General features: G+C 42.7%; 15 protein-coding genes. 8 read left to right on the top strand and 7 right to left on the bottom strand.

The genetic code is table 11. The features are described 5' to 3' along the window. Positions 1-20 precede the first annotated feature (20 nt). On the bottom strand, positions 21-572 hold the full coding sequence (gene cdhB / locus FIB07_02495) for a CO dehydrogenase/acetyl-CoA synthase complex subunit epsilon (protein NJD51716.1): 552 nt from the start codon (positions 570-572) through the stop codon (positions 21-23). After that, entirely contained in the window at positions 569-2941 is a 2373-nt protein-coding gene (cdhA, locus tag FIB07_02490; protein NJD51715.1) for a CO dehydrogenase/acetyl-CoA synthase complex subunit epsilon, read from the bottom strand. Before cdhA ends, cdhB begins: the two co-directional genes overlap by 4 nt. Positions 2942-3175: 234 nt before the next feature. On the opposite strand from cdhA, the gene FIB07_02485 reads away from it, so the two are divergent. Then, positions 3176-3775 carry a methyltransferase gene (locus FIB07_02485; protein ID NJD51714.1) on the top strand — a complete coding sequence of 200 codons (600 nt, stop codon included), beginning with the start codon at positions 3176-3178 and terminating at the stop codon, positions 3773-3775. Positions 3776-3821: 46 nt separating this feature from the next. On the opposite strand, the gene FIB07_02480 is transcribed toward FIB07_02485, so the two are convergent. Next, positions 3822-4103, bottom strand: coding sequence for a DUF1699 family protein (locus FIB07_02480; GenBank protein ID NJD51713.1), 282 nt, complete (start codon positions 4101-4103; stop codon positions 3822-3824). 111 nt (positions 4104-4214) lie between these two features. Continuing rightward, the gene (locus FIB07_02475) at positions 4215-4865 is read right to left on the bottom strand and encodes a PHP domain-containing protein (protein ID NJD51712.1); all 651 of its coding nucleotides are present in this window, start codon (positions 4863-4865) and stop codon (positions 4215-4217) included. Positions 4866-5097: 232 nt separating this feature from the next. Between FIB07_02475 and FIB07_02470 the strand changes: the two genes are divergently transcribed. Continuing rightward, positions 5098-7287, top strand: a complete 2190-nt coding sequence (locus FIB07_02470; protein ID NJD51711.1) for a copper amine oxidase — start codon at positions 5098-5100, stop codon at positions 7285-7287. Positions 7288-7421: 134 nt separating this feature from the next. On the opposite strand, the gene FIB07_02465 is transcribed toward FIB07_02470, so the two are convergent. Beyond that, on the bottom strand, positions 7422-8696 hold the full coding sequence (locus tag FIB07_02465; protein ID NJD51710.1) for a hydroxymethylglutaryl-CoA reductase, degradative: 1275 nt from the start codon (positions 8694-8696) through the stop codon (positions 7422-7424). 118 nt (positions 8697-8814) lie between these two features. Here FIB07_02465 and FIB07_02460 point away from each other — a divergent pair, with 118 nt between their 5' ends. The 5 genes from FIB07_02460 (at position 8815) to larE (ending at position 12253) form a co-directional block, all read left to right on the top strand. Next, entirely contained in the window at positions 8815-8967 is a 153-nt protein-coding gene (locus FIB07_02460) for a 50S ribosomal protein L39e (GenBank protein ID NJD51709.1), read from the top strand. A gap of 10 nt (positions 8968-8977) precedes the next feature. Then, positions 8978-9241, top strand: a complete 264-nt coding sequence (locus tag FIB07_02455) for a 50S ribosomal protein L31e (protein ID NJD51708.1) — start codon at positions 8978-8980, stop codon at positions 9239-9241. A gap of 18 nt (positions 9242-9259) precedes the next feature. After that, complete coding sequence (locus tag FIB07_02450) at positions 9260-9919, top strand: translation initiation factor IF-6 (protein ID NJD51707.1); 660 nt, start codon at positions 9260-9262, stop codon at positions 9917-9919. A gap of 225 nt (positions 9920-10144) precedes the next feature. Continuing rightward, a complete protein-coding gene (locus FIB07_02445) occupies positions 10145-11137 on the top strand; it encodes a phosphoribosylformylglycinamidine cyclo-ligase (protein ID NJD51706.1) in 993 nt (330 codons plus the stop codon). A 318-nt stretch (positions 11138-11455) separates the two neighbouring features. Beyond that, positions 11456-12253: an ATP-dependent sacrificial sulfur transferase LarE gene (larE, locus tag FIB07_02440; protein ID NJD51705.1), complete on the top strand. Its 798-nt coding sequence runs from the start codon at positions 11456-11458 to the stop codon at positions 12251-12253. Between the two features lie 57 nt (positions 12254-12310). Here the strand turns inward: larE and FIB07_02435 are convergent, their stop codons facing one another. Continuing rightward, positions 12311-12556 carry a hypothetical protein gene (locus FIB07_02435; GenBank protein NJD51704.1) on the bottom strand — a complete coding sequence of 82 codons (246 nt, stop codon included), beginning with the start codon at positions 12554-12556 and terminating at the stop codon, positions 12311-12313. Between the two features lie 28 nt (positions 12557-12584). Further along, on the bottom strand, positions 12585-13829 hold the full coding sequence (locus FIB07_02430) for a hypothetical protein (GenBank protein NJD51703.1): 1245 nt from the start codon (positions 13827-13829) through the stop codon (positions 12585-12587). A 581-nt stretch (positions 13830-14410) separates the two neighbouring features. On the opposite strand from FIB07_02430, the gene hisD reads away from it, so the two are divergent. Then, a complete protein-coding gene (hisD, locus tag FIB07_02425) occupies positions 14411-15670 on the top strand; it encodes a histidinol dehydrogenase (protein NJD51702.1) in 1260 nt (419 codons plus the stop codon). Positions 15671-15687: the final 17 nt, after the last annotated feature.

Here is a 15687-nt window from a genome sequence, read left to right as displayed (position 1 = left end):
TAATTTTATTATTTAATATATTATTTTGGTAACTGGGCTATAACTTCATCAAGTGCTGCAATGAACACGTCCTGCTTGAGATTACCGAATGACATATCCGCATTCGGATGATAGTATTTATCTATGGAAATTACTTTAATATTTGAGAAATTCTTAAGAGCAGATATGGCCTGGGATGCGTAATAGTAGGTTATTCCGAAAAATACAACAAGGTCATACCCTCCTTTTCCATCAAATCCCGGCCACCGGGGGTCGCAAAGATATGATGCAAGCGCATGCATATTCATATAATGCGCATTAAGTCCCTTATCAGCGAGATATTTATAAGAGTCACCGACAGAAGCTATTTGTATCCCGGCTTTTCCCATTGTGACGACCCGCGCTAATACTTCTTCAGAATCGATCTTTGAACCCACGATCAACAGAGGGCGTTTTGCCTTTGCAAGCATTTTTCCGGGAACTGCCGGCATCACTGCGCGAGCCATTTCGGGTCCGGGAATATTGCCTGTCTGGTAAGGCACAGCCTGGCGGGTGGTGTCGATTACCTTTTCTTCCTGTTTCTTTGCGTTCATTTTTTGACCTCCTTGCACAGGCGGGGAACATTAGTGGGCTGGAATGAAACATCAACTTTCCTGAGCGGCCCTTCAAGTATTTTCTTTTTCTCCCAATCGATCTTCCATCCCTTTTCTTCCAGCAGTTTCATAAGTTGCTCCCTTTTAGCTACCGGAAGGTCCGCTTCATTTCGCACATAAATATGCCAGTCATCCGGCATCTTTTTCAGGTATTTTTCGCTCAATTCAATATAATGGGTGAGTTTTATTGCACGTCCAAGACTGTTATCGCTTGGCCTGAAACATAGTTTGGCAAGAAGCGGCATGAGTTCATCCTTTGTCTCTGCCGTTATCATGAGATGTTCGGGTGCAGGCTCGACATTGATGACTGAACCGTCTCTTCCATCAAGAACATTCCAGGTCTCTTTCCTGTAAGGTTTGCCGATAAAAGCTCTCCTGTATTTGGTTCCGTGAGGCCCTACAACCACGGGGATACCAAGCCTGTTGCAGCCGGTTCCGATAGCGAATGCTTTCTGGGAATAAGCCCCCCAGGCTATCCCAACGGCTCCAACCCTGTTCAGGACGTAATCCGCAATTTCTTCCCAGTTGCCTTTTGTTTTTCTTCCTGCAAATATCGAAGCCACTTTTATTGTTGTGGCAGCTATGTGGGCATTTGAAACGCACGAACCCGTGTTAAGAAGGTTGCCTTTGACGAATCTTCCGGGATAGCGCTCATAAAGGGTCTTCCCTTCTTTATCTTTGAACATTCCCACATCCATGGCAGAGCAGCCCGAAGTAATTATAATATAACTGCGCTGTATCATCTCTTCAACAATATCATAAACATCCTTCGTGCCGTCCGGGTAATTGCCGCATCCTACAAAAGCAAGCACTCCCGGCGTTGTTCCAAGGACAAGATTGCGCCCCTCCTCACGGATCTCAGGGTCGCCGATCTGTCCTCTCCCGATCCGCATTTTACCTTTTTCTTCTCTTATCACACGCTGTGAAGCTTTCTCGATCACATTCAATACAGGTATGTCAGAAGGGCAGCTGTAATCACATCGTCCGCATCCAACGCATCTGTCATGGAGTATCTCAAAAAGCGAAAGGTCGCCTTTTACCGCAGCCGCCATGGCATCCGAAATCGGGAGGCTCTCCGGGCAGTCGCGTGTGCACTGGAGACATTTTGTACATTTTGCAACAAGTTTCTTGAATTCCTCATCATCCGGAAGCGCAGTTAATCCTTTGGCTTTCCTTATCGGCCCCATCTTCATAGCAAGTTTCGGGACAAGTTCCCCGATCTTTTCAAAATCGAGAAGCACTGCGCCTGGCTGCTTTCCACTCACAAGGTCATCGATGATCGCATCCACGCTGTCATTTGACCTGTCCGGTAATCCGTAAGTGATTTTTTCATTCGTGGCAATGACAGGAATATGAAGTTTTTGTGCTTCCTTTAATACATCTGCCCTGACACATTGTTCGTCAGTGACCAGGACATCGGGTATTCCTGACCTGATATATTTAAGTTCCTTGCTCATGGAACCGATGATCTTTGCAGTTTTGTTATAACGCGTCATGTCGTGGGCTGTGCAGCACAATCCTGCGATCTCTATTTTATCGAATTGCCCGTTCCTGTCCATATTATCAAGAATGTACGCAGGCGCCGCAATATTATGCCCCACACATATAACTACGGGTTTTTTGGGATCAAGTATTCCCATTCCGATATCGGCCATCGGGGCTTTTTCATCTGATTTTGGGAATCCGAGGCATGAAATCTGGATGATATCTGCGACTTCCATACCAAGAAGATCAAGCATTCCTGCATGAAGGGCCTTGGACTCAAAGTCCCGCGCTGCCCCTTCCTGGCCTGTATTTGTAGTAGCAATGAGCTGTGTTAGCTGCTCTTCCACATAATCAAGGACAGGACGGAAATCACCGATTGTTTTTGGTTGTATTCCCATTATTGTTTCAGTAAGAGGTGCCTGCAGGTTACTTGGCCCGACATCAATTTTAAAATCTTCCCCGTACTTCTTTATGAGATAGTTCAGGAGATGTCTCCCATGGGCTGAGTGGCATGCAGCACCCATAATACTTGTCATCAGCGCCTGCCGCGCCGACTGTCCCTCCAGGTCTATCCCGCACGCTCCCTCCTTATTCCCTGTAAGATCACATTTACCGTATGTGCAGAAATCACATGTATCGCCTGTCGGTGTATAAACCGGGTTATACCGGTCAATAACACGATAATCCCAGTCCCGAAGACCAATGATTTCTGGTCTGGGCGTGGGCCCTTGCGCAATTTGTTCTTCTTCTGCGCCCACTTTACCTATGTTTATCTGGACATTCTCCAATCCTTCTATTACAAAACTTCCTTTCTTTAGGGTCATTTATTTTCTCCGCTGATTACAAATATTTGAATGATTTTTTCTCCTATCCTCACTACCTCAGATGCTATTATAATTTACCAATGCTCTTTGAATCCTTCTATTTTTTTTTAATTGATTATATCATAATTCGCATCGCTATATTTATATTTTATCATCATCATCCATTATATTTTTTTAAATATTTGGTAAAAACCATTAATATTATCATATAAAAAAACAATCAGAACCCGGTCAATGAATATTTACTATAAAAATACAATTATCAAAGCAAATCACCACGTTTATGAACCTGCAGAAGATTCTTTTCTGCTGGCAGAGGCAGCTCTGGATGAGATAAAAGGTTCGGAGCGGATTTTGGAAGTGGGCTGCGGAAGCGGTATAATCTCAGCTGTTATTAAGAAAAATACAAATGCAAGGATCACAGGTATCGATATAAATCCTTATGCGGCAGCATGCACAAGAGACAACGGAGTTGAAGCAATAAGGGGTGATTTATTGAACTGTATCAGGGGGAAATTTGACATAATAATATTCAATCCGCCTTATCTTCCTACTAATGAATCTGAAAGGACGAACGACTGGATAAATATTGCACTGGACGGGGGATACGATGGCAGGCAAATAATTAACCGGTTCATTGAGGATGCTGTACATCATCTTGAAGACAATGGGCGGATAATTATTCTTCTTTCCTCATTCACGGGAATAGGAGAAGTAAAATCAAAGATGAAAGAACTGGGTTATGATATAAAAGAAAAGAACACAGAGAGAATTAGTTTTGAGATACTTCTGGTCATAGTAGCAACAAAAAGGGATGAAAAAACCATTTTTTGACCATAGTTGACACTATATCATAAAATGAGTCCCTTCATTTCCTGATTTAAACTTCTATCTCTGCAAACCTGTCAATGTCTGTCCTGTGACCCCAGATATCCCCTGTTAACAATTTTATATTTTTCATTTTTAAAAGCGTTTTTGTAGTATTAGATATTGTTTTCTGGTAAGATGACGGCAACTGTATTCTTTTTAACTTTTCCGCTTTGTTTACCAGTTCGAATATGTTTTTTTCAGATGGCCTGAAACAGAAATGTACATTTTCTTCTTTCCCTTCAATATCTTTGAGGTCTTCTTCGGAGCCAATTATTCTGAAAACTACTTTCATAAGATAATTATTAGTGATTCATACTATTTATATTTTTTACTTTCTTTTATCTTTTTAAGTACCTCTTGCAACGGTAAATCCTGATTTGCTTTTGGTAGCTTTTGCATACTATCAAATAATTGTTTTCATGCGCCTGAAAAACCTGCGCATTATCTGGAATATAATTACATATAAAGGTACGATCCTCCCTCCCGGACGGGTTCTGCCTTCCCTGATGGCTTTCAATACTGATTCCATAAAAGGTTCTGCATCTATTTCCGTAAATCCGATCCCGATCGTTGCAAGCATGTGTGAATCACTTCCTCCCACTTGCGGTTTTCCTAACTCCAATGCCATTTTTTCCGCTTTTTTGTTCTCCCTGAATATGCATCTTGAATTGAATGTCTCAATTGCATCAACATCAAGCCCTTTCACATTACCCAGGCTCCTGGTCTTAAAAGGATGCGCTGCTATTATAACGCCTCCGAGTTGTCTTGCAATACTGATCGTCTCCTGAGGGGAAAGATCCGGGGGAATGCTCCCCCTTGCCCCCAGTACGATAAGATGACCCTGCGTGGTTGATACTTCTATGCCAGGAATAACCATCAATGGAAGATTCAAATCCTTTGCACGCTTGCGGGCAAGAAAATTCCCGGTTATAGTATTGTGGTCGCATATTGCGATCCCGTCCAGATCCTTTTCCACAGCCCTTCTCAGGATATCATCGATAGTCAATCCGCTGTCTGAGGAATGATTTGAATGGATATGCAGGTCAAAACGCATATTCCTTGTATTTCTTAAGATATACAAAAAAATACCTGTGCTATGAATTGCTGCATATACCTGACAATTCATCTCCTAAGAGATAGCAAGAAACTCATATTATAATGATTATTATCATATACCCCATGATTTCCACTGGAAAATATCAGTAAATCTATAACTCCAATTCAATTCGAAGTCAAAGATATATTTATCATCAGGCGGTATGATATTATCAAGCAGGTGATAGCAAATGAACAAAAAAGTAGTAATTCTGATATTATTAATGACAAGCATTGCGATTTTTAGCGGGTGCGTCTGGCAGGACATGAAAACAATAGATGAGGAAAATAATACCGGGAACATTACAATCTCCACGATTCCCGGGTCAACTCAGGAATTGAAGAAATTCTCATCAGCATACGAATTGCGGGAATATCTGAAAGCAAGTTCGCAAAGTACAGGTGCATCCGGTGGTTTCTGGATGGGAAGGGATCTTGCAATTGCAGAATCAGGAATGGGAAGGGCAACGGCCGTGCCAGCGGCAGCTGTTCCTAACGGAGAAACAAAGAGCATTCAAGCCCCTTCCGGGGACACAGCAACGGCTTATTCAAAAACAAATATCCAGGTTGAGGGCGTGGATGAGGCTGATTTTGTGAAGAACGATGGAAAATATATCTATGTTATTGCCCAGAACAGGCTTGTTATCCTGGATGCATTTCCTGCATCTGAATCAAAAATCCTTTCCTCCACATTGATCGAGGGAAGGCCAAAGGATATATTCGTGAATGGCGACAGGCTCTTAATTTTCATAGAAGATACTGATACTGTCTACGGTATTCCGGAATATGATTATATGCCAAGGCCAAGAGACACTATGAAAACAGTAGCCCTGGTATATGATATCTCAAACAGGAAAAATCCCGGTGAAGTGGCGAATTACAGTGTCAGTGGCAGTTATTTCCAGTCAAGGATGATAGGGGATAATGTATATTTCATCGCAAAGGATCAGGTTTATTATTACAATGATTTCGTGGATATGCCTGTCATAAGAAAAGGGTCAGCCAGGATCATGGCCCCTGATGTGTATTACTTTGATAATCCGGAACAGAATTACGTTTTCCATACGATCGCTTCTATCAATATTAAAAAAACAGACAGCATCAATGCGAAGACATTCATGATGGGTTATTCTGACAATTTGTATGTTTCCCGGAATAATATATACATCACTTACAGGAAAAATATGCCCGTATTGTATTACGAATCGCAGCGTGAGGAACGGTTCTATGAGGTGGTTTTGCCGCTACTTCCACAGGATGCCCGCAATAAGATAAATGAGATAAAGAACAGTAACCTTGGCCAGCATGAGAAATGGGATAAAATATCATCCATTCTTGAAGATACTTTCAACAGGATGACGGAAAAAGAAAAACAACAATACCAGGAAGATGTCCGGAAAGCAGTTGAAGAATATGAAATAAAACTCGCACAGGAAAGGGAAAAGACGGTCATCCAGAAAATAGGTATTGAAAATGGCGCTATCGAATATAAGACTAAAGGCGAAGTGCCGGGAAGCCTTCTGAACCAGTTCTCCATGGATGAATCCGGGGATTATTTCAGGGTTGCCACCACTTCGCAGTTCTGGACACAGAACAGCAACACCCAGTACAATAACGTATATGTCCTTGATAGCGATCTTAAAATTGCGGGGAAACTTGAAAAAATAGCTCAGGATGAAAGAATATACTCCACACGATTCATCGGGGACAGGCTATACATGGTGACATTCAAGAGAATGGACCCGTTGTTCGTGATAGACCTCAAAGACCCCGGTAAACCGCAAGTGCTTGGCCAGCTCAAGATTCCAGGATTCTCAGATTACCTGCACCCGTATGATGAAAACCATATAATCGGGGTTGGTAAAGAAACCGCCGAGAATGAGTGGGGCGGCGTGTCGATAAAAGGTGTGAAAGTGTCGCTCTTTGATGTATCTGATGTCAATAATCCAAAACAGATAGATACTTATGAAATCGGAAAAGCCGGAACGGATTCCGAGGCACTTCGTGACCATAAGGCATTCCTCTTTGATAAGAAGAAGAATCTGCTTGTGATTCCAATCAGGGAGGTCACGGAGAAAGGGCAATTTGACAGCAGGTATGGCTATTCCAGGGAAAAAGTATGGCAGGGCGCTTATGTATTCGATTTGACCCCAAACGGCTTCAAGCTCAAGGGCAAGATATCGCACTTCGATGATTTCGAGGAGCAATATTATTACTGGAATTCACCAGGCGCAGTTCGCAGGTCATTATTCATGGATGATGTGCTCTACACGATATCCGCAAGAAAGGTTATGATGAATGATCTTAAGGATATCAGCGGGATAAACAGCATCGATCTGCCGTTCTCGAAGAACCTGTACAATGAGTATGGGTGGAACTGATATTTGGAGTGCAATTGAAACTGCAAAGGAGATACTGAAAATAGATTCAAAGACAGCTAAATGGGTTGCATCTAATGCGCTTGCCGAATTAACAAATGAGAAGGTACAGAAGAGATTGCGTGGATAAAAGCCTATTATTTCCTTTTTTCCATCATCTCATCCAGCAGTTCCTTTGCCCTATCAGCCCTTACCTTCTTTTCCCTGACCATAATATCGGCTATTTGATCCACCAGGTCACCGGTTGCACCTGCCTGGATCGCCACATTCCTTGAGTGAAGCCCCATATGACCCCTCTGGATACCTTCTGTAGCAAGCGCACGCATTGCTGCGAAATTCTGGGCAAGACCGAGAGCCGCAAATACCTCTCCCATTTCTGTAGCTGACTTTACTCCAAGGATCTTTACAGCTGCGCGCGCTATCGGGTTTGTCTTTGTTGCTCCGCCCACAAGACCTACGGCCATTGGCATTTCTATTGTTGCGACAAGATCGCCATTTGCATTTTTCTCATAGCACGAGAGAGGACGGTAAACTCCGCTTCGCGATGCGTAAACATGCGCTCCGGCTTCTATTGCCCTTGTATCATTGCCTGTAGCAAGCACCGCTGCTGAGACCCCGTTCATGATACCTTTGTTATGGGTCGCTGCCCTGTACGGGTCGCCTGCAGCAAAATGATATGCTGCAAGGATACCGTCTACAACTTCTTCTCCACCTATTGCCTCTTTCGGGAAAACCGCTTTTGCCCTCATCAAACGTTTATCTGCAAAATTTGAAATAATCCTCAGGTACACGCGCCCTCCCGTGAGTTCCTCAATATAAGGCGCCACAGTTTCGGCCATCGTATTCACGGCATTTGCACCCATGGCATCCCTGCAATCCACCACAAGGTGCGTTATGAGCATTTTCCCGGAAGGCGTGTCAATCACCCTGACTTCCACATCCTTTGCGCCTCCGCCGAATTTAACAAGTATCGGGTCAACATCATTTGCGCGCCTGATTATTTCATCTTTTTTCTCAAGGATATTCAGTCTTGCGCCGTTCGGGTCTTTTATCCCGACAGCCTGTATCTGCCCCATCATAACAGGACCTGTGCTGCTCGTTGTGAATCCCCCGCCTTCCCGCGCCATCTTCGCCGCATTGCTCGCTGCGGCTATGACTGAAGGTTCTTCAATAGCCATAGGAATAAGATAATCCCTGCCATTAATCCGGAAATTCACAGCAATACCCATCGGTACTTCCATAACCCCAATGAGGTTTTCCACCATCCGGTCAGCGGCATCAAGTGAAAGCGCGCCAGTTGCGCCTATGCATGATGCTTCTTCTTCAGAGAGACCTGAAAATTCGGACACTATTTTGAGCCTTTCTTCCGGGCTCTGCTTATAAAAACCTGATATCTTTGATGTTTTTGCCATTTATATTACCCGCAAGAGGATTTTAGATGGCAGGAGGGTATAAATAAGTATCCAAAAGCTTTATCAATGTATCAAGACGTACAGGGTATTCCAATTCCAGATTATCCGGTGAATTCTTATGACTCAAAGGACAAAAGCAAAGAAGAAAAGACTGGCAAAACACCAGAATCAGAACCAGCGCCTCCCGGCATGGGTTATTGTAAAGACCAAGAGAAATGTAATGACCCACCCGAAGAGACGCAACTGGAGAAGAAGCACACTTAAGGTTTAAAGTGATTATTATGGCAGATATTGAAAGAATTTATACTATTCCCCTTTCGGATGCAAGGAAAGTTCCGCGCTGGAAAAGAGCAGAATGCGCAGTCAGGAAAGTAAGAGCATATCTTGGGAAACACCTGAAGACAGAACTTGACGAGGTCAAGATCGACAAGACCATCAACGAGAAACTCTGGGAGAGAGGCTCAATGAAACCGCCATTGAAATTAAGAGTAAGGGCGGTCAAGTTCGAAGCCGGTGGCGTTCAGGCTGAACTCGCCCCGGAATAAATTTTTTTTGGGGCCTAGTTGAAACGTAAATTGAATATTTCAGGCAGCCCCGTACTGGGCGTTTTTGCAACGTGTACGGATGAATTTGTTTTTGTACCTTATGATGCATCTGATGAAATCATAGGGGAACTGGAAGAATCACTTGGTGTTACAGCATGCCGTACTGCTGTAAGCGGAAGTTCCATCATAGGTTCATTGATGCGGGGAAACAATAGCGGGATGATGGTAGCAGGTTTTGTCCTGGAAAAAGAGATCAGGGCTATAAGGAAACATATCAAAGCAGCAAGGTTAACCGAAGAACACAACGCAGCAGGAAACCTTATTTTAGCCAATGATACGGCTGCCCTTGTTCATCCTGACCTTTCTGAAAAGTCCATCAAAATAATCCAGAGAACTCTCGAGGTTGAAGTCCGGAGAGGCACTCTTGGCGGTTTAAAGACCGTTGGAATGGCAGGTATAGCCACAAACAAAGGTGTACTTGTTCATCCTAAATCAAGTCCTGCCGAAATATCGGTAATTGAAGAACTGTTCAAACTACCAGTCAATATAGGAACGGTTAATTTTGGTTCTCCCCTGGTTGGTTCAGGTATTCTTGCCAATTGTAAAGGCTATGTGGTCGGCGAAGAAACCACCAGCCCTGAGATAAGCAGGATAGAAGATACACTGGGGTTCCAGTAGATTTTTGCGATAAATTGAGCTGAACAGGTTCGTAGATGAACCATAATGTCGTAGGACTGAGGCTAAGTTATGGATTAATAATTAACAACAACCAAAATATTTATATAGTATTGTGCTCATCATAAGTATGAGCAGGCATATTTTTTATGTCACTCCCACACACACCTATCCAACGCCTGCTCGCAATCATAAAATCTTTATGCAATCACTCTTATTAAAGCCCGTATGGCGTTAACTTATGCAAAAGCAGGCGTTGATATCGATACGGAAAACCGGGCAATAGCTGCCCTTGCAAAACATCTTACTTATAAACGCAAAGGTCGTGGCGCCCCGATAACAGATGTTGGCCATTATGCGGGTCTTATTGATTTTGGGGAATATGCTCTTGCACTGACTACAGACGGTGTGGGTTCAAAGGTGCTGATCGCAAATGAAATGAAAAGATGGAACACAATCGGGATTGACTGCATCGCCATGAATGTGAACGACCTCCTGGCCATGGGGATAGAGCCTCTTGCATTTGTGGACTATATCGCCATACATGAGCCCAATAATGAAATCATGGGACAAATCGGGGAAGGACTTGCAAAAGGCGCCGAGATATCAAGGATGACCATCGTAGGAGGGGAAACTGCGACCCTGCCGGATATTATTAATGGCTTTGACCTGGCAGGAACATGCCTGGGGATGGTCCAAAAAGACAGAGTGATCACAGGAGAGAGGATCGAAACAGGTGATGCCATTGTCGGGATACCATCAAATGGTGTTCACAGTAATGGATATTCCCTCGTACGAAGGATCATAAAAGATGCGGGTCATTCATATCATGATCCGTTTCCATACAATGAAGAGAACACCATAGGGGATGAATTACTGGTGCCTACCAGGATCTATATGGAAATACTGGATGCGGCAAAAAAGTTCGATATTCATGGGCTTGCCCATATTACCGGAAGCGGGCTTATGAAACTTCACCGCATCACAAAATATGGATTTGACATCAATGATCCACTGGAACCCCAGCCGATATTCAGGTTCCTGCAGGAAGAAGGAGAAGTGGAAGACCTTGAAATGTATAAAACATTCAATATGGGTATGGGTTTTGTTGTTGTAATTCCCGGAAAAGATGCAAAAAATGTGGCAAAGATGTCGGGTGGAAAAGTAGTAGGGGAAATTGTGGATGAAGGGATATATGTGAAAGGGTTGGAAATTAAATGAAATGTCAATCATATTTCGTGACCGTCATATAATCATTTTTCATTTTTATTATTATTTTAACCCCTTTATTTCTCATGGAAAATTAAATAATGATAAACATTATTATGATGGAAAAATTGTGCATGAAATTAGCCACTCACTATCGATTCAGAATCTAACATGAATGATAGATATTGATAGTAGCACATTAATGTCATTCTTTCGAAATATGTTTACTGTTTTACCTGCATTTCATATGGAAAACATTCTAATCAGTAGTTACATATTTTCAATAGTTTCATAGAAACGCTTACATCTTTTCGGATTGTTGTTATCACAATGTCAATTGATGAAAAAGTACAGTCTATTCTGGCGGATATTGCAGAAAAAGGCAGCGTTCTTATTGCATTTTCAGGCGGCGTGGATAGCTCCGTCCTTGCAGCACTGGCATTCAGGGCACTTGGAGAAAAAGCAATTGCTGTCACAGCAGATTCACAGACACTTGCCCCAGGTGAGCTTGATCACGCAAAAGCAGTAGCAAGAGAGATCGGGATTTCACATAAGATTATATGCTACGATGAACTTGGCGAGCCCGGATTTGCAGAAAATCCCGTGGATAGATGTTATCACTGCAAAAAGGGACTTATAAGGGAGCTAAAAAAAATAGCAGCAGAGCATGATATAAAAACTATTATAGAAGGAACAAATATTTCTGACCTGAAAAACCACAGGCCAGGCCACAGGGCTGTCATTGAAGAGGAGATCTGTAATCCTTTTGTGGAATTTAAGGTCACAAAGGAAGAGATCAGGGAGATTGCCCGGAAACTTGGTTTATCTGTGGCAGATAAGCCTTCGATGGCATGCCTTTCTTCCCGCTTCCCCTATGGACAGATGATCACGGCTGATGCTTTAAGGCGCGTAGGAGCTGCCGAAAATTATCTTCGTGACCGCGGATTCAATGTGGTACGTGTGCGCGACCATGCCGGATTAGCCCGCGTCGAGATCGCGCCGGAGGAGATGGCGCGCCTGGTGGAAATGCGCGATGCGGTTTCTATTGAGTTTAAAAGGCTTGGATTTTCTTATGTTACGCTTGATCTCATGTGTTTCAGGAGCGGAAGCATGGATGAGGTATTGTGATATGATTTGCGGTTATTTTTGAACTTCACTAACAGTTTAAGGATATCTCCGTAAAAATTATTTTTTCATGACAGGTTTTTTTCCTTTCTCTGAATCCCATTCCTTTAAACAGCATAATACGATCGCTATTCCCATCAATATGAGGAACCCCCCGTCAAATATAGTTGATACCTGGATGAAATTACCGCCGCCGAGGTCCATTGTGATTGATTGCACAAAGACCAGCAAAAAGAATCCTACCATAATTGTTAAAATGCCTGTTCCAAAGAAAATCTCCCTGTCTTTCATGATAATTGCATCCATTTCATATTTTTCAGAGATGTTTAAAAATTTATTTTAATTGATAAATTATGACATCCTTGTTTTCGAATATCTTATCAAAATAATTTAGTCGTGCACTTGAATTGAATTTATATCCCATCGTAGATTTTACGACTGTTTCAGGGTACTCAGGGGTATTAAGATTGACATCCCGGGTCATGGGAGTGATATTAGCTCCAAGCATCATCACCGGTATCAAGTAATTCATACTTTGTCTGGATATATACACTATATTTGCACCATATTTCCCGGCAATTCCCTTCGCAACCTCCTCAGAATCAGTGGCGAAAAACCTAGAGACATCCGCTACTTTCTCATCCTGCTCAAATTTGTCATATAAGGACGCAGGCCTTGCTATTGTAGTCCTTATAGCCTCTGATGCGTAACTGATGACAGGCTCTTTTCCCGCAGCTTTGATCTCCAGTCCATAATCCCACCATGCAAGAACCTTACCGGTTTCTTTATTCTGTAAAAATTGGATCGCTTTATAAGTATCCTCTGAGATATGATGTCCTGTAGTATCCCCGACCGAATCAAGGAAATAAGGATGTTGCGCATCATAATATGATGCTGAACCCTCCTGGACCCTGTATAGCTTATATGCCCCATTTTCCCCGAAATCTTCTGCCAGCATGGCATCTTTTTGTTTACCCAGATAAAGATAATATACGCCAAGAGATGCAAATATGATAATAAGAATCAATGAAGTTGCTTTGAGGAATCCTGGATTTTTTTCCTCTGCGGGTTTGTTAAGTAAAGTCAGGATACTTGGTGTTCCGATGATAAGTGTAAAAAGTATGAGTGTCACAAACCCAAAAGCATAGCCCATATATGGCTTATCGAATACAGAATATGTATATTCAATTGAAACCAGGGACTGGCTCAGGTACAGGGAAAAACCAATTAACAGGGTAATATTCACAAGCGCCAGTATCCTGTGAATATTGGCAGATTTTATGAAATTAAAAAAGATCATCAGGGATGACACGCCTATTATTAGTAGTATCCCGGATGAAATTGTGTTTATTTCCATGAACCACCACGGGAAAATCATTGGTTTTGCCAGGACGCTGAGCGCGGTTATTACCAGCCATGCTCCAAACACAAGATGCACAAAACTGAGAGCTTCCCTTAATCCCATGCCTTTTATTTTATCTATGAGCTTTCCTTCATACGATACCATATCTGTCTCCTCATTACTGTTTAATGATGCTGCACAGGGGCACCAGCCCGTTGCTTTTCTTATCATTTCCATGACGTTTAAAGGTAGAAACACATGTCAATATATGCAGGTTGACTATATAAAAATAATGGTTAAATTGCTGTGTTGAATACTTGAAATTATTTCGCCCCGAATCCGCCGCGAATAAATCTCAGGAGATCTTCTTCATCGTCATTTTCCTGATAGTTGTATGTTTCTTCTTCATCCATTTTAAATTTCCAACCCCAAAAGATTATCTTCAACAGTAAAAGCACCCCTGCCACAGTCCATACATGAAACCATCGCAATTCCCTGAATGAAATCTGCGCTAGTTAACGGTATTGACTGTTTACAATTAGGGCATACATATTGTTTATCGATCATAACTACTCACATCTCATTGTTTTATTCATAATTCTGCGATAACGTGACATAGTGCCACATTAATAATATGGTATCAACCTGTAATTGCTTCCCGTTTTTCAATTGCAGGAAAATAACAGGAATATCATAATGAGCATGATGATATAAAAAGTTATCGCTGTTCAAGTACGTTCAGAAAACAGACTGAATATATTGCTACCTGATGACTTCACACAAACATTTATCTCTCCACACCCTGAAATCAGTATGAAATGTTACTAAATTCCATTAGTATGCTCACAGGCATCGAAATTGAGAGACTTCTAAAGCGCCAGGGCGAGTTACAGGAAGTAATGCCTTCTGTAACATCCATTCTGAACGATATAAAAGTGAACGGTGATCCTGCCCTGTTAAAATATACGGTGCAATTTGATAAAGCAGCCTTAAAAAATATCGAAGTTTCCCATAAGGAAATACATGAAGCAGTTTATTCACTTGACAAAAAGCTCCTGATACATCTTAAAAAGGCTGCATCAAACATCCGTGCATTCCATGAGGCCCAGGTCACAAAGGATTGGATAAAGGAATTTGCACCGGGGATCAGGCTGGGACAACGTATTTCACCTCTTGGGTCAGTAGGCGCTTATGTCCCGGGAGGAAGGGCATCTTACCCAAGTACTGCGCTTATGACAGTTATCCCTGCAAAAGTCGCAGGCGTAAGGCAGGTTATTATATGCACGCCCCCGAACACGGATGGAACAGTGAACCCGCTGACACTGGCAGCCGCACATATCGCAGGCGCAGACCGTGTTTTCCGCGCAGGAGGCGTACAGGCAATTGCTGCTATGGCTTACGGGACAAAGACCATTCCGAAAGTAGATAAAATAGTCGGGCCTGGCAATGTATATGTCACAGCTGCCAAAATGGCCTGCGGAACTGCTATTGATTTTCCTGCAGGCCCAAGTGAAGTGCTGATAATTGCAGATGAATCGGCAAGAGCTGATTTCATAGCTTCTGATATGATAGCCCAGGCAGAGCATGACCCGAATGCTGTTTCTGTTCTTGTAACCCCATCACAGGACCTGGCAAAAAAGGTAATGCAGGAGATAGACATCCGGATAAAAAATGTGGCACGTGCAGAAATTATCAAGACCTCGCTTGAGAATGCAGCCATACTCACCGGAACACTTGATGAATGTATTGATTTTTCAAATAAGTTTGCGCCTGAGCATCTTGAAATAATGACCAGGGAAGACATTCTTGGCAGGATCAGGCATGCAGGTTCGATTTTCGTTGGTTCTTACGCGCCTGTATCTGCGGGTGATTATGCATCCGGAACAAACCATGTCCTTCCAACGGCTGGATATGCAAGGATGTTCTCAGGTTTGAACATTGACCATTTCGTGACAAAATCAAGCGTGCAGATCATTGATAAGAAAGGCCTTGATGGATTAAGTGATACAATTATTGGACTTGCTGAAGCTGAAGGGCTTTTTGCTCATGCAAATGCGGTGAGGATACGGAAGAGTTAAGGGAAGAATTTTTTTTT

It is taken from the genome of Candidatus Methanoperedens sp. (genome assembly GCA_012026795.1).
Taxonomy (GTDB): Archaea; Halobacteriota; Methanosarcinia; order Methanosarcinales; family Methanoperedenaceae; genus Methanoperedens.
Note: the sequence above shows the minus strand (reverse complement) of the source record. Positions and strands in the feature narration are given on the sequence as shown.

Excerpts from the sequence above, each read along its gene's own strand:
- FIB07_02430 (NJD51703.1), bottom strand. The coding sequence starts at position 13,829 with ATGGAAATGATAAGAAAAGCAACGGGCTGGTGCCCCTGTGCAGCATCA.
- cdhB (NJD51716.1), bottom strand. The coding sequence starts at position 572 with ATGAACGCAAAGAAACAGGAAGAAAAGGTAATCGACACCACCCGCCAG.
- FIB07_02435 (NJD51704.1), bottom strand. The coding sequence starts at position 12,556 with ATGGATGCAATTATCATGAAAGACAGGGAGATTTTCTTTGGAACAGGC.
- FIB07_02455 (NJD51708.1), top strand. The coding sequence starts at position 8,978 with ATGGCAGATATTGAAAGAATTTATACTATTCCCCTTTCGGATGCAAGG.
- FIB07_02485 (NJD51714.1), top strand. The coding sequence starts at position 3,176 with ATGAATATTTACTATAAAAATACAATTATCAAAGCAAATCACCACGTT.
- FIB07_02465 (NJD51710.1), bottom strand. The coding sequence starts at position 8,696 with ATGGCAAAAACATCAAAGATATCAGGTTTTTATAAGCAGAGCCCGGAA.
- FIB07_02460 (NJD51709.1), top strand. The coding sequence starts at position 8,815 with ATGACTCAAAGGACAAAAGCAAAGAAGAAAAGACTGGCAAAACACCAG.
- FIB07_02470 (NJD51711.1), top strand. The coding sequence starts at position 5,098 with ATGAACAAAAAAGTAGTAATTCTGATATTATTAATGACAAGCATTGCG.
- cdhA (NJD51715.1), bottom strand. The coding sequence starts at position 2,941 with ATGACCCTAAAGAAAGGAAGTTTTGTAATAGAAGGATTGGAGAATGTC.
- hisD (NJD51702.1), top strand. The coding sequence starts at position 14,411 with ATGTTACTAAATTCCATTAGTATGCTCACAGGCATCGAAATTGAGAGA.
- larE (NJD51705.1), top strand. The coding sequence starts at position 11,456 with ATGTCAATTGATGAAAAAGTACAGTCTATTCTGGCGGATATTGCAGAA.
- FIB07_02480 (NJD51713.1), bottom strand. The coding sequence starts at position 4,103 with ATGAAAGTAGTTTTCAGAATAATTGGCTCCGAAGAAGACCTCAAAGAT.
- FIB07_02475 (NJD51712.1), bottom strand. The coding sequence starts at position 4,865 with ATGCGTTTTGACCTGCATATCCATTCAAATCATTCCTCAGACAGCGGA.
- FIB07_02445 (NJD51706.1), top strand. The coding sequence starts at position 10,145 with ATGGCGTTAACTTATGCAAAAGCAGGCGTTGATATCGATACGGAAAAC.